This window comes from Tropicibacter sp. Alg240-R139 (assembly GCF_900537075.1).
In the GTDB taxonomy this organism is placed as follows: Bacteria; Pseudomonadota; Alphaproteobacteria; order Rhodobacterales; family Rhodobacteraceae; genus Falsiruegeria.
The window spans coordinates 614751-628220 of sequence record NZ_UNRA01000002.1 but is presented as its reverse complement, the minus strand read 5'-3'; the positions used below and the strand labels follow the sequence as shown (position 1 = coordinate 628220).

Annotated in this window: 17 protein-coding genes, 1 tRNA gene and 1 pseudogene; 7 read left to right on the top strand and 12 right to left on the bottom strand. The window is 57.6% G+C overall.

Annotation, left to right across the window (positions count from 1 at the left end; all coding sequences use genetic code 11):
• Positions 1-248 precede the first annotated feature (248 nt).
• Positions 249-1010: an NAD kinase gene (locus G6R15_RS10640; RefSeq protein ID WP_164659828.1), complete on the bottom strand. Its 762-nt coding sequence runs from the start codon at positions 1008-1010 to the stop codon at positions 249-251.
• Positions 1011-1180: 170 nt separating this feature from the next.
• On the opposite strand from G6R15_RS10640, the gene glyA reads away from it, so the two are divergent.
• Complete coding sequence (gene glyA, locus G6R15_RS10635; RefSeq protein ID WP_164659827.1) at positions 1181-2476, top strand: serine hydroxymethyltransferase; 1296 nt, start codon at positions 1181-1183, stop codon at positions 2474-2476.
• A gap of 133 nt (positions 2477-2609) precedes the next feature.
• Here glyA and G6R15_RS10630 read toward each other — a convergent pair whose 3' ends face one another.
• The 4 genes from G6R15_RS10630 to G6R15_RS10615 form a co-directional block, all read right to left on the bottom strand.
• Positions 2610-2894 (bottom strand): hypothetical protein, encoded by a 285-nt coding sequence (locus tag G6R15_RS10630; RefSeq protein WP_164659826.1) that lies wholly within the window; start codon positions 2892-2894, stop codon positions 2610-2612.
• A gap of 70 nt (positions 2895-2964) precedes the next feature.
• Positions 2965-3636 carry a PspA/IM30 family protein gene (locus tag G6R15_RS10625; RefSeq protein WP_164659825.1) on the bottom strand — a complete coding sequence of 224 codons (672 nt, stop codon included), beginning with the start codon at positions 3634-3636 and terminating at the stop codon, positions 2965-2967.
• Positions 3637-3729: 93 nt separating this feature from the next.
• Positions 3730-4320: a TetR/AcrR family transcriptional regulator gene (locus G6R15_RS10620; protein ID WP_164659824.1), complete on the bottom strand. Its 591-nt coding sequence runs from the start codon at positions 4318-4320 to the stop codon at positions 3730-3732.
• Positions 4321-4393: 73 nt separating this feature from the next.
• The gene (locus tag G6R15_RS10615) at positions 4394-4768 is read right to left on the bottom strand and encodes a hypothetical protein (protein WP_164659823.1); all 375 of its coding nucleotides are present in this window, start codon (positions 4766-4768) and stop codon (positions 4394-4396) included.
• An 89-nt stretch (positions 4769-4857) separates the two neighbouring features.
• Between G6R15_RS10615 and G6R15_RS10610 the strand changes: the two genes are divergently transcribed.
• Complete coding sequence (locus G6R15_RS10610) at positions 4858-5616, top strand: alpha/beta fold hydrolase (protein ID WP_164659822.1); 759 nt, start codon at positions 4858-4860, stop codon at positions 5614-5616.
• Positions 5617-5619: 3 nt separating this feature from the next.
• On the opposite strand, the gene G6R15_RS10605 is transcribed toward G6R15_RS10610, so the two are convergent.
• From G6R15_RS10605 to G6R15_RS10590, 5 genes and pseudogenes are all read right to left on the bottom strand, one after another.
• Positions 5620-5802, bottom strand: a complete 183-nt coding sequence (locus tag G6R15_RS10605) for a hypothetical protein (RefSeq protein ID WP_164659821.1) — start codon at positions 5800-5802, stop codon at positions 5620-5622.
• A gap of 72 nt (positions 5803-5874) precedes the next feature.
• On the bottom strand, positions 5875-6267 hold the full coding sequence (locus G6R15_RS10600; protein ID WP_164659820.1) for a rhodanese-like domain-containing protein: 393 nt from the start codon (positions 6265-6267) through the stop codon (positions 5875-5877).
• A 257-nt stretch (positions 6268-6524) separates the two neighbouring features.
• Positions 6525-6761 (bottom strand): annotated as a pseudogene (locus G6R15_RS22880) (IS3 family transposase); the annotation flags it as partial.
• Positions 6762-6928: 167 nt separating this feature from the next.
• Positions 6929-7014 (bottom strand) — tRNA-Leu (locus G6R15_RS10595).
• Positions 7015-7125: 111 nt separating this feature from the next.
• On the bottom strand, positions 7126-7692 hold the full coding sequence (locus tag G6R15_RS10590; protein ID WP_373456009.1) for a hypothetical protein: 567 nt from the start codon (positions 7690-7692) through the stop codon (positions 7126-7128).
• A gap of 142 nt (positions 7693-7834) precedes the next feature.
• On the opposite strand from G6R15_RS10590, the gene G6R15_RS10585 reads away from it, so the two are divergent.
• Together G6R15_RS10585 and G6R15_RS10580 are read left to right on the top strand one after the other, a co-directional pair.
• Positions 7835-8578, top strand: coding sequence for a rhomboid family intramembrane serine protease (locus tag G6R15_RS10585; protein ID WP_164659819.1), 744 nt, complete (start codon positions 7835-7837; stop codon positions 8576-8578).
• Complete coding sequence (locus G6R15_RS10580; protein WP_164659818.1) at positions 8575-8946, top strand: GFA family protein; 372 nt, start codon at positions 8575-8577, stop codon at positions 8944-8946. The genes G6R15_RS10585 and G6R15_RS10580 overlap by 4 nt, the downstream gene beginning before the upstream one ends.
• Before the next feature lie 83 nt (positions 8947-9029).
• Here the strand turns inward: G6R15_RS10580 and G6R15_RS10575 are convergent, their stop codons facing one another.
• Positions 9030-9815 carry an inositol monophosphatase family protein gene (locus G6R15_RS10575; RefSeq protein ID WP_164659817.1) on the bottom strand — a complete coding sequence of 262 codons (786 nt, stop codon included), beginning with the start codon at positions 9813-9815 and terminating at the stop codon, positions 9030-9032.
• 176 nt (positions 9816-9991) lie between these two features.
• Here G6R15_RS10575 and G6R15_RS10570 point away from each other — a divergent pair, with 176 nt between their 5' ends.
• Entirely contained in the window at positions 9992-11032 is a 1041-nt protein-coding gene (locus tag G6R15_RS10570) for an NADP-dependent oxidoreductase (protein ID WP_164659816.1), read from the top strand.
• 39 nt (positions 11033-11071) lie between these two features.
• Here G6R15_RS10570 and G6R15_RS10565 read toward each other — a convergent pair whose 3' ends face one another.
• A complete protein-coding gene (locus tag G6R15_RS10565) occupies positions 11072-11977 on the bottom strand; it encodes a LysR family transcriptional regulator (protein ID WP_164659815.1) in 906 nt (301 codons plus the stop codon).
• 100 nt (positions 11978-12077) lie between these two features.
• Here G6R15_RS10565 and metF point away from each other — a divergent pair, with 100 nt between their 5' ends.
• Positions 12078-12944, top strand: a complete 867-nt coding sequence (gene metF, locus G6R15_RS10560; protein ID WP_164660278.1) for a methylenetetrahydrofolate reductase [NAD(P)H] — start codon at positions 12078-12080, stop codon at positions 12942-12944.
• Between the two features lie 57 nt (positions 12945-13001).
• Positions 13002-13454 (top strand): PaaI family thioesterase, encoded by a 453-nt coding sequence (locus G6R15_RS10555; RefSeq protein ID WP_164659814.1) that lies wholly within the window; start codon positions 13002-13004, stop codon positions 13452-13454.
• The last annotated feature ends 16 nt before the right edge of the window (positions 13455-13470 follow it).

The window sequence follows — 13470 nt, the reverse complement described above, 5'->3', positions numbered from 1 at the left end:
TCGACAATGCTGAAAAATTCAGTCAGGTTTTCCATGTGCGAGCGCGACATCAATCGCGCTCGCGTTTGCGCACCAATGCAAACTCTTGAGATACACTGCACAACAAACCACTCACTTCAAGTTGTGCGACGCTACACCCAACCTGGAATCAGCCTACTCGGAACAAACTCATGTGACTGTGAGTTTGTTCACAGAAATGCAAAGAAACACCTAACGCACCCCCAGAAGCCAGCCGACCAGAGTTTTGATCAGGTGAACTGTTCCGAGATCAACCGCTCTTCCAACCCGTGGCCCGGATCAAAGAGAATGCGGTGCCCGATCGACGGCTCGGAGCGGATCTCCACCCAATCAATGTCGCTGATCGAAATGGAATCCGCATCCGCCATCACCGGACGCTTGGCCGGATCCACCACATCAAAGCGCACCTTGGCGGTTTTCGGCAGCAGTGCGCCACGCCAGCGTCGCGGTCGAAAAGCGGCGATCGCAGTGAGTGCTAAGACGTCAGCTCCGATAGGTAGGATCGGCCCGTGCGCAGAATAGTTGTATGCCGTCGACCCTGCCGGAGTCGCCAGCAAGGCGCCGTCGCAAACCAGTTCGGCCAACCTCACTCGGTCATCCACCGAGATCTTGAGCCGTGCAGCTTGCGGTCCGGCCCGCAGCAATGAAACTTCGTTGATTGCCAGAGCTTCGTGCATTTGTCCCGCTTGATCCATCGCGCGCATGGACAGCGGGTTGACGATCTCGAGCTCGGCCTCATCCAGGCGTTCAAGCAGATCCGCCTCGTTGTATTCGTTCATCAGAAAGCCAATGGTGCCGCGGTTCATACCATAAACCGGAGCAGGCAGGTGTTGCGTGTTGTGCAAAGTCCGCAGCATATGCCCGTCTCCTCCCAAGGCGACGATCACATCGGAATCCCGCGGCGCGGCATTGCCATACCTGCCGATCAATGCCGCCCGTGCGGTTTGCGCCACCGGGGCATCACTGGCCAAAAAGGCGATTCTCTTGGTCATGTATTTGGGTTTCCGGTGCTACGCATTCCGTTCCGAAACAATCATACCTTTCCCCCTGAGGCCAGCCTTGACGCCGCAGTTGGCCAATTCGTCGCTTTACAGCCTTTTCGCCCCCTATGGTTTCCGATAGGAAATCCGCCAACAGACACCCCCAGCTGATTGGAGCCACAATGACTGCTGAAATTCGTGACCCCGGGTTTTTCACTGAATCCCTCGCCACACGCGATCCCGAGCTGTTTGGTTCGATCACTTCGGAACTGGGCCGCCAGCGCGACGAGATCGAGCTGATTGCGTCAGAAAACATCGTCTCTGCCGCAGTTATGGAAGCACAAGGTTCGGTTCTGACCAACAAATACGCCGAAGGTTACCCCGGCCGTCGCTACTATGGCGGGTGCCAGTATGTGGACGTTGCCGAAAACCTGGCGATCGACCGTGCAAAAGAGCTGTTTGGCTGCGGTTTTGCCAACGTTCAACCCAACTCGGGTAGCCAGGCCAACCAAGGTGTGTTCCAGGCGCTGATCAAGCCCGGCGACACTATCCTGGGCATGGATCTTTCGGCAGGTGGCCACCTGACCCATGGCGCCAAGCCGAACCAGTCGGGCAAATGGTTCAACGCCGTGCATTATGGCGTACGCAAACAGGACAACCTGATCGACTATGACCAGATCCAGGAACTGGCAACCGAGCACAGGCCTGCGCTGATCATCGCCGGTGGCTCGGCCATCCCGCGTCAGATCGATTTCGCCAAATTCCGCGAGATCGCCGACAGCGTTGGCGCCTACCTGCTGGTTGACATGGCCCACATCGCGGGTCTGGTTGCGGCTGGTGAGCACCCCTCGCCCTTCCCGCATGCCCATGTTGCGACCACCACCACGCACAAGACGCTGCGCGGCCCGCGCGGTGGCATGATCCTGACCAATGACGAGGCCATCGCCAAGAAAGTGAACTCGGCGATCTTCCCCGGCATCCAGGGTGGTCCGCTGATGCATGTGATCGCAGGCAAGGCCGCCGCCTTTGGCGAGGCGCTGCGTCCCGAATTCAAGACATACCAGCAGCAGGTGCGTGCAAACGCGGTAGCTTTGGCAGATCAACTGATCAAAGGTGGTCTGGACATCGTCACCGGCGGCACCGACACCCATGTTCTGCTGGTTGACCTGCGCCCCAAGAAAGTGACCGGCAACATTGTGGACGCGGCCCTGGGTCGTGCGCATATCACCACCAACAAGAACGGCATCCCGTTTGATCCGGAAAAGCCCACCGTAACCTCGGGCATCCGTCTGGGCACACCTGCAGGCACCACTCGTGGGTTTGGTGAGACAGAGTTCCGCGAAATCGCTGACCTGATCATCGAGGTTGTAGACGGTCTGGCCGCAAATGGCGCAGACAACAACGCAGATGTCGAAGCATCGGTGCGTGCGAAAGTGGCCGCCCTTTGCGCCCGTTTCCCGCTTTACCCGAACCTCTGATCCCTCACGATCATGACTTGGAGAACGGCGCCCCATAGGGCGCCGTTCTTCGTTTCCCGGTGTGCTCCCGCCCCATTTGCCAGCATGAAAGATGCCGTCCAAAGCGTTGGGCCAGGCGCCCCACCGCCATAACTCAGATGTCGGTCTTGCTGTCCAAGATGGCTTCTTCGAGCATCTTTTCGTTGCGCGCCTCTTCGATGCGGCGAATGCGGTCCTCGGACGAGCGGTGATCAAAACGGTATTTCACCACGTTGATCAAGCTGATCGTCAGCAGCAGGATGCCCATGCCCCAGTAGCCTTTGGTGGCCAGCGGCACTTCGGTCGAGAGCCACAGCGACACACCCAGCAGGCCATAGGCCATAAGCACGCCCGCGCCGTTCAGCATCAAAATCAGTGCATTGTCATTACGTTCGATCATGGAATTGGTACTCCGGTTCTAAAAGTTAGTTGAGGTTTTGCCATCGATTCTGGCGAGAATTGAGTTTGGTTCAGTCTTTCAGGCGACCAAGGACATCGGCAGCGGTCGAGCGGGTCTTGTCGCCAAACCCGGCCTCTTCCATCCGGGCGGCGATGTTGGTGTGATCCAACCCCTGGTCGATCTCTGCCAGGATCTGGCTTTGTTCAAAGGGGTCCTGGGCTTGCAGCACACCCGCGATCAGCTCTTGCGCCTCATCCATCGGGCTGTCCCCGCCCAAGTGACGGTTCAGGCGCTTTTGCATCCCCTGCTCGCGACGCACCGCCCGGGCCGACAGCGCCCCTTGCTTGAGGTCGATCAGACGCCGGTTTGCTGTCTCGATGGATTGGCGCAGTTGTAGGATGCGCAAGTCGAACCGATCCACGGTATGCTGGCGCGTGATGCTTTCGTTCTCCAGATCCGCCACCGCCTGGGTCGCGCTTTGCGCCAAATCTTCGCGTCCTGCGCTCAACGCCTCTTTCGCGCGGGTCAGCAGATCGTCGATCCGCCCCTTCAGGTCATCCAATTGGCGCTGTTCGGCGCGCTGCTGCTGGATCATGTTGGCCAGCGACAGCTTGGCCGCCTTGAGGCTTTGCGCCGCTTCGCGGATTTTCTGATCAATCAATTCGATAGAGTATTCATCGCGCAGCTTTTCCTCGGCCCTCGCATTCGCACCAACAACCAAAGTCTTCAAAGTTCTGAACATTTCGCATTCTCCAAATTATGAACAACGTTCATTAAATGGAAATAACAATTTTCTGAACGCCGTTCAAGGAGTTTTTTGAACACCGTTCAATAGTTATTCGTTTCCGATTCGACGCAAAACAGCGGCGATCATCATTTCGATCTGTTCCGGTGGTACGCCCGAAATGCGATTCTGCAGGCCCAATAGAACAATCCCATGCACGGACGAGAACATCGCGCGCGTCATCAGGGACAGCTCTTCTTCTGCCATCTCAGGGAAGACCTCGGACAAGGGACGCGAGATATTGGAGAAAAGGTCCGCCAAAGCCGCGCGATACCAGGCGGGCACCGGGCCGTCCACGGACATATCTAGATCAAACAACGCACGCCACAGGTTCGTGTGGTCCACTGCAAAGCCAAGGTAGGCGTGGCTCATCAGGATCAGGCGATCCACTGGTGGCTCTGTCCCATCATATGAGCCGCGCACAGACTTTCCCAAGGCCTGAAACGTCAGCCCATTCACCGCCATGACGATGGCGTTCAGATCTTCGAACGCGTTGTAGATTGCCCCAACAGCACAGCCTGCATCCTTGGCCAGATCACGTGCCCGCAGCGCCGACATTCCGTCGCGTTCGATCCGAACCCTGGCAGACTGGACAAGCTTTTCCCGCAGTGCCGCCTTGCGCTGCTCCGATTTGGTCGACATGAGTATCCCCATTGCATGAACCGCGTTCAGAAGTAGCTCAGGTTCACACGCAAGGAAAGCCCATCAGCAAGGATCAGATGACGCCTTGCCACATCAGAAAGCCCAGCAGGATCGCGCCAAACAGCAAGAAGTTAAAGGCCAAGGCGCCAAGCGCACCCAGCCACCAGCCTTTGCGGCGATCAGCGACATCGATGTCGCGTAAATGATTCTGCACCTCACGCGCGGCTTTGGCCAATGCGGGCGTGTCCAGTGTCAGGCGTAGTTTTGGGTGGCCAGCCATCCCTTCGACTTTGGCCAACTTAGTGGCCTGGCGATAGATCCGCCGGGGCAAGCGGTGGCGTGCCTTGCGCAGGGCCTTGGTCAAATCTTTGCCGCTCACGCCGAGTTGAGCCCGCAACAGAGCTAGGGTTTCGGCAATTTGATCCTGAACGGCGATGGGTTCTGACATTTGCGGGCCTCCGGCGGGCACCCTACCCTGCCTGAGAAGTGGCCTCAATGGGGGTGGCCCCCAACGTTTTGCACGGGTATCACCGGAACATGTTGAACTGGATCACGCACGGCACCCCGACCGACCGCCCGCCCCTTGTCATTGCGCACGGCCTTTATGGATCGGGACGAAACTGGGGAGTCATAGCAAAGCGCCTGTCGGATGAGAGGCAGGTCATCGCCGTGGACATGCGCAACCATGGCAGCAGTCCGCGTGCAGCCGTTCATGACTATCCAACACTGGCAGGTGATCTGGCCGAAGTGATTACCGAGTTTGGCGGCAAGGCGGATGTAATCGGTCATTCCATGGGCGGCAAATCGGCGATGACACTGGCGCTGGCACATCCAGAGACAGTGAACAAGCTGATCGTGGCCGACATCGCACCGGTCGTTTACACCCACACACAGATACAGTTTATCGAGGCCATGCGCGCCGTTGACATGAATCGGGTCGAGCGCCGCTCGGATGCAGAGGCGCAACTGGCCGAACTGGGTGTGGAGAAAGCCCTGCAAAGCTTCTTCACACAATCGCTGGATGTGCCAAACAAAGGTTGGAAACTGAACCTCGACGCACTCGCCGATCAAATGCCAAACATCATGGGTTTCCCGGACGTAAAAACGTCCTGGCCTGGGCCAACACTGTTTCTATCCGGTGCGATGTCCGACTACGTGCTGCCCGAACACCGCGAACGGATCAAAGAGCTGTTCCCGCAAGCCAGGTTTGCCAAAATCCCCGGCGCAGGCCACTGGCTGCACGCAGAAAAGCCGCGCGAGTTCGAGGCTGCCGCGCGACTGTTTCTGAATGCTTGATCGTTAGTTCTGATACAGGCGGCGCGCGATCAACCAAGACACTGGCGCCGCAACAACAGCCCCGATCGCGGCCGCACCCACAATCGCCGGAACCGTAACCATCCCAGCGGTCAGCACTGCAATCACAGCGGAGCCCGAGATGGCGGTGGCAACAAGGGTGTATAGCATAGAAGCAAGGCGAAACATTGGCTGGGCCTCCTGATCTGAATGAGTTGATCGGACCTTAGCCAGCGCGCCGCCTTGGCACTTTGATCTCGATCACATTCCCGGATCGGAGGGTTCGACCATTGCACCGCCTGAGGCTTGCCAATCTGCCAGCCCGCCCACGTTGTAAACCGTCTGATATCCCATATCTTTGAGCAACTTGCCTGCCAGGGCCGCACGGCCACCGCTGGCGCAGTGAAGGACGATCACGCGATCTTTTTTCAGTTCTGGGTCATGGAACTGCGTCGCCGCGTCAGCCCGAAATTCCAGCATCCCGCGCGAGATGTGGTGCGAGCCTTGCGCACGACCGGAGTTGTCCAGTTCCAGAGCGTCCCGAACATCCAACAGCAGCGCACCATCAGCCACCAACTCTTGCGCCTTTTTCCCGTCAATCCGTTCGACTGCCGCATTTGCGGCTGCCATCATTTCCTGAACCGTCAACGCCATCTGAAATTCCTCCTATCAGTTACCCAATCCATAACATGCAACTTCCTGCAAGTGTAGTGTTCGCAGCGCGTTCGGCTCTTCTTGGGCGGAACAAAAAACGCCCCGGCCCGACTGTTTTCAATTCGACGCAATTCCAACATCGACACAGTCATGTCGGAGTGGAACATTCAAATCGACCGGACATTGCAATTTCTGGGTATACTTATGCCCTGCGTAGTCAGCGGCCACCATGATCACTGGCACTTCACAAGCGCCAATGCGCCCAAGCTAAGGTCGAACCGTTCCTTGATTTGCGCCAGCGTGAACAGATCGGATCGCTGTTTGCGACAGGCAAGACGGCTGCGGAAGGCCCGCATACCGCGGGGACTGTCCCCCACGACATCACACGGCCGGTGGGTGGGAAAGCTGTTGCAGCGGCTCTCACGGCGAAGCTGTTCATTTTCTTGCGCGAGGTTCAAATTCGCGTTCGACACTCCGTCAGTGCCTCGGTGTGCTTTGTGACAGAATCGCAATGAAACACAATGGGCGCAGAAATTCCCTTGGAAACCCTGAGTTCATCACCGCGCCTGGCATCCAACTATGAACCTACCAGGGTCCAGCATCGGTCCAACAACCGCGACATGTAAAGCATCGGCTTTAGTGTTATCAATGCGTTACGTATTGGTGCGGGCGGTGGGACTCGAACCCACACGGGCCTACGCCCTTCGGATTTTAAGTCCGATATGTCTACCATTCCATCACGCCCGCACATCGACGCTCGGTTTACCTAGCTCTAGACGGGCTGCGACGTGACCTCAATCTGATAACTCAGATTTTTCATAACTTTTTGTTCAATTGGCTAAACATAAAAGATTTCTTTCAAATATCCTGACTTTTGGGAGCCAAGGCCCCACCGTTATCAAGCAACCCGCGCTCGGGCAGCCAGGGGTTCAGCTCCAGCGCCGACCGGAGTGTCGCGCGAGCCTCGTCAATGCGATTCAAACCCAGCAATGACAGCGCTCGCCCGCTCAACGCGGCGACATGATCAGGCGACAAGACCAACGCACGGTCAAGGTCGATCAGAGCAGCTTGAAAATTCTGGCTCAGGAAATGAACAAATGCACGTTGGTTGTACCCTTCGGCATAACCTGGGCAATAATCAATCAGCGTATCGAAATCCGCGCGAGCCCCCAACAGGTCCCAAGCGGCGCGCTTTGACATACCCCTGTCCAAAATCGCCTGTGCTTGCTCGTTCGGCGCATCGGCCCAGAGGCGCCACATCTTGTTCGAAACGACCCGAGCTTCGCTTTCGGACCCTGCCGCCTGAATGTCCGAGATCAGCGCAGACAGGCTTTCTGAATGATCGGGCGCTTGGGGGCAAGTATCTGCCCATATGGGCGCCGCGAACAACATGAAGGCGGTAGTGATATGAATTATCCCTTGCATACTGCAAGGCTGACGCAAAATAATTGCAGGTCAACTCACATTTTCGAGCGCTCCCCCTCGCCGTCGCCTGCTTGACCCAGATCTGCTGCCCAAACAGCTAACCTCACTTGACGCTGGGTTGCTTTCGGATCAGCGTCAGCCCATGTTACCTATCCGCGATCACAACCCGTCCGGGCGTACGCCCTTTGTCGTTTACGCCCTGATGGCGGCCAACATCCTGATTTTTCTTAGTTATGTCGGCGTCCTAAACGATCCGCCCCAGATCAATCGCTTTTTCTTTGATTGGGCGCTGATCCCGGCGCGCACCGCTGATGGTTTTGCGCCGGAAACCGTGATTAGTTCCATGTTCCTGCACGGTGGCTGGATGCATCTGGCGGGCAACATGCTGTTTTTGTGGATCTTTGGCGACAACCTGGAGGATGAGATGGGACACATCCCCTTCCTGATCTTCTACCTGGTCAGCGGCGTTGGTGCGTCGCTTTTGCATGTGGCGGTCGCGCCTGCGTCAACCGTGCCGTTGGTTGGCGCATCGGGTGCTATTGCGGGCGTCATGGGCGGCTACCTGCTTCTCTTTCCCAAGGCGCGTGTTGATATCCTGTTGATCTTGATCATCTACTTCCGCGTCTTTTCAATCCCCGCTTTTGTCATGCTAGGCGTTTGGCTGGGGATGCAATTCCTGGGCGGCATCGGATCAGACCCAGACAAGGGCGGCGTCGCATACTGGGCTCACGCAGGCGGCTTTTTCGTGGGGCTGGTATTGTGCATCCCACTCTGGCTCAAACGGGGCGGAGTGACCTTCTGGGACCGCACTCACGGACACCCGCCGCACCCAGAGCACACCTATCGATTCTCAACCTCACGCATCCCGAAGGTTCCCCGTAAATGAGCCAACATCTGACCGCCACCTGCCATTGCGGCGCAGTCGAGCTTGCAGCCGAATTCCCCCAAGGCCTCGCCTCGGCCGCGCGGTGCGACTGTTCCTTTTGCCGACGCAGAGGCGCCGCAGCCGTCACAGCAATCGCTGCCAGCCTGCGGGTCATCAAAGGACTGGAAAACCTGACGCTCTACACCTGGGGCACGGGAACCGCCAAACACCATTTCTGCAAGATTTGCGGTATCTATACCCACCACCAGCGCCGCTCGAACCCGTCAGAATGTGGCGTAAATCTGGGTTGTATCCAAGACGTGAATCCACGCGATCACGACCCCATCAAGTGGAATGACGGGGTCAGTCACCCGTCAGACAAAACATAGCAAAAAAGGAGCCATTCGGCCCCCTTTTTTTCGTCCCAAATACGACTACCAAAGGCCCCGGCGCGTGTGCGCCGCCTCCAACCTCAGCCGCGGATTACTTTGGCAAAAGTGTCAAAGATCGGCTCGTTGGCACAGATCACTTCACCGTCCGACAAGATATGCGCTTCGGGGTCGATGGCCTGCACAAAGCCGCCCGCTTCCTTGACGATGATGATACCGGCCGCAACATCCCAAGCGTTCAACCGGCGCTCCCAGAACCCTTCGTACCGACCGGCCGCGACATAAGCCATGTCGAGCGCTGCGGATCCCCAGCGGCGCACACCGGCACATGTGGGCATGATGCGCGCCAGATCCTGCAAGGTTGCAGGCAAATCCGAGCGACCGCCAAACGGCAAACCCGTGGCAAAAATCGATTCGATCATCCGGTGGCGACCCGAGACGCGGATGCGTCTCTCGTTCATCCAGGCACCGGCCCCCTTTTCGGCAATGAACATCTCGTCCTTGGCAGCATCATAGATCACACCAGCAACGATTTTGCCCTTGTGTTCCAGAGCGATCGAAATGGCCCAATGCGGCAGACCATGCAAAAAGTTCGTTGTCCCATCCAGCGGATCGACAATCCAGCGGCGCGTGGGGTCTTCGCCCTCGATCTCGCCGCCCTCTTCGGCGATCCAGCCGTATGTGGGGCGCGCGCCCATCAAGTCCTCTTTCAGGATCGCCTCGGCGGCGATGTCAGCCTTAGAGACGAAATCTCCGGCACCTTTCATCGACACCTGCAGGTTTTCAACCTCGCGAAAGTCTTTCACAAGGGAACGCCCCGCTTTACGCGCGGCTTTTTGCATGATGTTGAGATTTGCACTGCCAATCATCGGGTAGGCTCCTGTTCGGTCAGATCGCGCGTATACTTGGACCCGGGCCGCTTGCCAAGAGGCAGCTTTTGCATAGCTGTCCCCGTACTTTCGCCTATCGCTGCGTTATGAACGGCTGATGCTTGCTTTGCATGTACATGCGCCTAACCTATCGCCCAACAGTGAGGAGCACGAATATGACTGAGCAAATGTACCGCGTGGCCTTGGCCAGCCGCCCCACCGGCGCGCCTGAGGCCGCCAATTTCAGCTATGAACCCGCACCCATTCCAACGCCCGGCGAGGGCGAGGTGCTGGTTCGCGTCCACTACATGTCGCTGGACCCCTATATGAGGGGCCGCATGGATGATGCTAAATCCTATGCCGCCCCGGTGCCGATTGGCGGTACCATGGAAGGGGGCGGCGTGGGCGAAGTCATCGCCTCAAACAGCCCGCATTTTGCACCGGGCGACTTTGCATTCGGCATGTTTGGCTGGGCCACACATGGGGTGCAGCCCGCAAACATGTTGCGTAAAATCGACCCAAACCAGATGCCGATCACGACAGCGCTCGGGGTGCTTGGAATGCCGGGCTTCACCGGCTGGTATGGTCTGACAGAGCTTGGCAAACCAAAGGCTGGCGAAACTCTTGTCGTTGCGGCGGCCACTGGGCCAGTGGGTTCGATGGTGGGACAAGTTGCAAAGCTTGCAGGACTTCGGACTGTAGGCATCGCGGGTGGAGCAGAGAAGTGCGCGCTTGCGACCGAAACGTTTGGCTTCGACGCCTGCTTGGATCACCGCGCCTATCCAGACGCCAAAGCCTTGCGCGCAGACCTGAAACAGGCCTGCCCTGACGGCGTCGACATTTATTTCGAAAACGTAGGCGGCAAGGTGCTGGAGGCGGTGATGCCACTGATGAACCCCCATGGGCGTATCCCCATCTGCGGCATGATCAGCTGGTACAACGCTGGCGGATTGGGCGCAGGGGCTTCTGATCCAGGCCTGAGTGCCCCCGGTCTGTGGCGCACGATCCTGGTCAACTTCCTGAGCGTGAATGGTTTCATTATCTCGAACCACTTCGACCGCTACCCGGCGTTTCTGTCCGAGGTCGCACCGAAAATCGCCCGCGGTGACATCCGATACGTTGAAGATATTGCCGAAGGGTTAGAGAATGCCCCACAGGCGTTCATGTCGATGTTGGGCGGTGGCAACAAAGGAAAACAGGTCGTCAAGGTGATCTAACAGGTCAGGTGCGCGGAACCGCTGTCCCGCGCACCCACCCTATTGCGACTGGAGCCTTTTGGCTTCGACACTCGCCAGGCTAATCAATTTCTGAACAAACGGCTTCTCCAGATCATCGGATCGGACCGCCGCATAAAGCCGCCGGGTGATGCCGTCTTCGGTCAATGGTCGCGTGACATAATCCGAACTGTACTTCACCTCGCGCACCACCCAATCCGGCAGCACTGAAACGCCGCGATTTGACGCCACCAACAGCAAGATCACCGCCGTCAACTCGACCTGCCGGATCATCGCCGGTTCCACCTTGGCCGGGATCAACAACTGGCTGAACACATCCAGGCGAGTCCGCTCTACTGGATAGGTGATCAGCGTTTGGCCGCGAAAATCTTCGGCTTCGATAAACGGCTTCTTTGCCAATGCATGAGAGGCAGCCGCGACAAAAACAGCATTATAGTCAAACAGTTCTATGAACTCTACGCCAGGAAGTTCCTCGGGGTCCGAAGACACCACCAGATCCACCTCTTCCTTTTGCAACGCAGGCAGCGCGTCAAATGCCAACCCCGGTCGAATGTCCACATCCACATCGGGCCAGCTTTTGCGAAACTGCTCGAGCACAGGAAACAACCACTCGAAACAGGCGTGACACTCAATTGCAATATGCATCCGCCCTGTCTTGCCTTCGCGCAGTGACGAAAACTCGGCCTGCGCTGCCTCGACTTGCGGTAGCACCTGCTCGGCCAAGCGCAATAGCCGCAGACCCGCCGAAGACAATTTCATCGGTTTAGAGCGACGAATGAACAGCTCTATCCCGGCTTGGTCCTCAAGCCCCTTGATCTGATGGCTAAGCGCCGACTGGGTGATGTTCAACTGATCGGCTGCACGCGCCAACCCACCACATTCATGGATGGCCCTGATTGTCCGGAGATGACGGAATTCGATGTGCACGCCCAATGATCCTCATGTTGTTCTTGAGTATTATGAAATTGTCTCACAATGCTGCACGTGCGACAAGAGGCCAGATCCGAGAGACATGAGTGAGACACCGATGACCGCGCCCGATATTTCCTTTGAGTTTTTCCCGCCCCAAAACCTGGAGGCGTCGTTTCGCCTGTGGGATACGGTGCAAACACTCGCCCCCATGGATCCGCGTTTTGTTTCGGTCACGTATGGCGCAGGTGGTACCACACGCGACCTGACGCGCGATGCTGTCGCGACGCTGCACAAATCATCCGGTTTGAACGTCGCAGCGCATCTGACTTGCGTGAACGCTTCAAAGGCGGAAACCCTGGCCATCGCTGATCAATTTGCCGCGGCCGGCGTTACAGACATCGTTGCCCTGCGCGGCGACCCACCCAAAGGCGAGGGTCAGTTCACGCCACACGCAGATGGCTTTGCCAATTCCGTTGAGCTGATCGAGGCCCTGGCCGCTACTGATAAGTTCAACATTCACGTCGGCGCATACCCTGACATCCACCCCGAAGCCCAGAATGCGCAAGCCGATATCGACTGGCTCAAGCGAAAGCTGGATGCGGGCGCAAATGAAGCACTGACGCAGTTCTTTTTCGAGGCTGAGACGTTCTTTCGTTTTCGTGACGCCTGCGCCAAGGCGGGTATCGACAAGCAGATCACGCCGGGTATCTTGCCGATCGAGAACTGGAAGGGCGCGCGCAACTTTGCCCGCCGCTGTGGCACGACGATTCCCAAGTGGGTGGAAGATGCGTTTGACAAGGCCACCCGCGACGGACGAGAGGATCTGCTGGCGACGGCAATCTGCACCGAGCTCTGTTCGGACCTGATCGATGGCGGCGTTGACAAGCTGCATTTTTACACACTCAACCGCCCCGAGCTGACGCGCGATGTGTGCCACGCCTTAGGTGTCGTGCCCAAGGTCGACCTGCAGAACGTCGCGTAAGGCTTGCCGCACGGTGCGCCGCTGCTAGCGTGGCGGTAAAAGATCAGGAGGCGAGCAATGAGCGACACATTTGATATCACCGACCGATCCGGCCTGGAGTTGATGCAGGCAGTGCTGAACGGCGACATCCCCGGCGCGCCGATGGCTCGTACCTTGGGCTTTGCTCCGTACAGTGTTGACGAGGGAAAAGTGATCTTTCGCGGCATTCCAAATGAAGGATCGACCAACCCTCATGGCGTTGTTCATGGCGGCTGGTACGGCACCCTGCTCGACAGCTGCATGGCCTGCGCAGTATGGACCAAGGTGCCCACCGGATCGACCTATACGACGTTGGAATACAAGGTGAATATCATCCGACCGATCAAATTGGGCACCCAGATCGAAGCTATCGGAATCACCAACCATGCAGGCCGATCCACCGGGATCGCTCATGGCGAAATTCGCGGTGTCAAAGATGACAGGCTCTACGCCACAGGGTCCACCACTTGCATCATCATGAAGATGCAATAAACCAACATTCGCGTCC

Coding starts and splice junctions, on each gene's coding strand:
- G6R15_RS10625 (WP_164659825.1), bottom strand. CDS start 3,636: ATGTTCAGAACTTTGAAGACTTTGGTTGTTGGTGCGAATGCGAGGGCC.
- G6R15_RS10610 (WP_164659822.1), top strand. CDS start 4,858: ATGTTGAACTGGATCACGCACGGCACCCCGACCGACCGCCCGCCCCTT.
- G6R15_RS10575 (WP_164659817.1), bottom strand. CDS start 9,815: ATGATTGGCAGTGCAAATCTCAACATCATGCAAAAAGCCGCGCGTAAA.
- G6R15_RS10605 (WP_164659821.1), bottom strand. CDS start 5,802: ATGTTTCGCCTTGCTTCTATGCTATACACCCTTGTTGCCACCGCCATC.
- G6R15_RS10620 (WP_164659824.1), bottom strand. CDS start 4,320: ATGTCGACCAAATCGGAGCAGCGCAAGGCGGCACTGCGGGAAAAGCTT.
- metF (WP_164660278.1), top strand. CDS start 12,078: ATGACCGCGCCCGATATTTCCTTTGAGTTTTTCCCGCCCCAAAACCTG.
- G6R15_RS10585 (WP_164659819.1), top strand. CDS start 7,835: ATGTTACCTATCCGCGATCACAACCCGTCCGGGCGTACGCCCTTTGTC.
- G6R15_RS10555 (WP_164659814.1), top strand. CDS start 13,002: ATGAGCGACACATTTGATATCACCGACCGATCCGGCCTGGAGTTGATG.
- G6R15_RS10600 (WP_164659820.1), bottom strand. CDS start 6,267: ATGGCGTTGACGGTTCAGGAAATGATGGCAGCCGCAAATGCGGCAGTC.
- G6R15_RS10590 (WP_373456009.1), bottom strand. CDS start 7,692: ATGCAAGGGATAATTCATATCACTACCGCCTTCATGTTGTTCGCGGCG.
- glyA (WP_164659827.1), top strand. CDS start 1,181: ATGACTGCTGAAATTCGTGACCCCGGGTTTTTCACTGAATCCCTCGCC.
- G6R15_RS10615 (WP_164659823.1), bottom strand. CDS start 4,768: ATGTCAGAACCCATCGCCGTTCAGGATCAAATTGCCGAAACCCTAGCT.
- G6R15_RS10630 (WP_164659826.1), bottom strand. CDS start 2,894: ATGATCGAACGTAATGACAATGCACTGATTTTGATGCTGAACGGCGCG.
- G6R15_RS10640 (WP_164659828.1), bottom strand. CDS start 1,010: ATGACCAAGAGAATCGCCTTTTTGGCCAGTGATGCCCCGGTGGCGCAA.
- G6R15_RS10570 (WP_164659816.1), top strand. CDS start 9,992: ATGACTGAGCAAATGTACCGCGTGGCCTTGGCCAGCCGCCCCACCGGC.
- G6R15_RS10580 (WP_164659818.1), top strand. CDS start 8,575: ATGAGCCAACATCTGACCGCCACCTGCCATTGCGGCGCAGTCGAGCTT.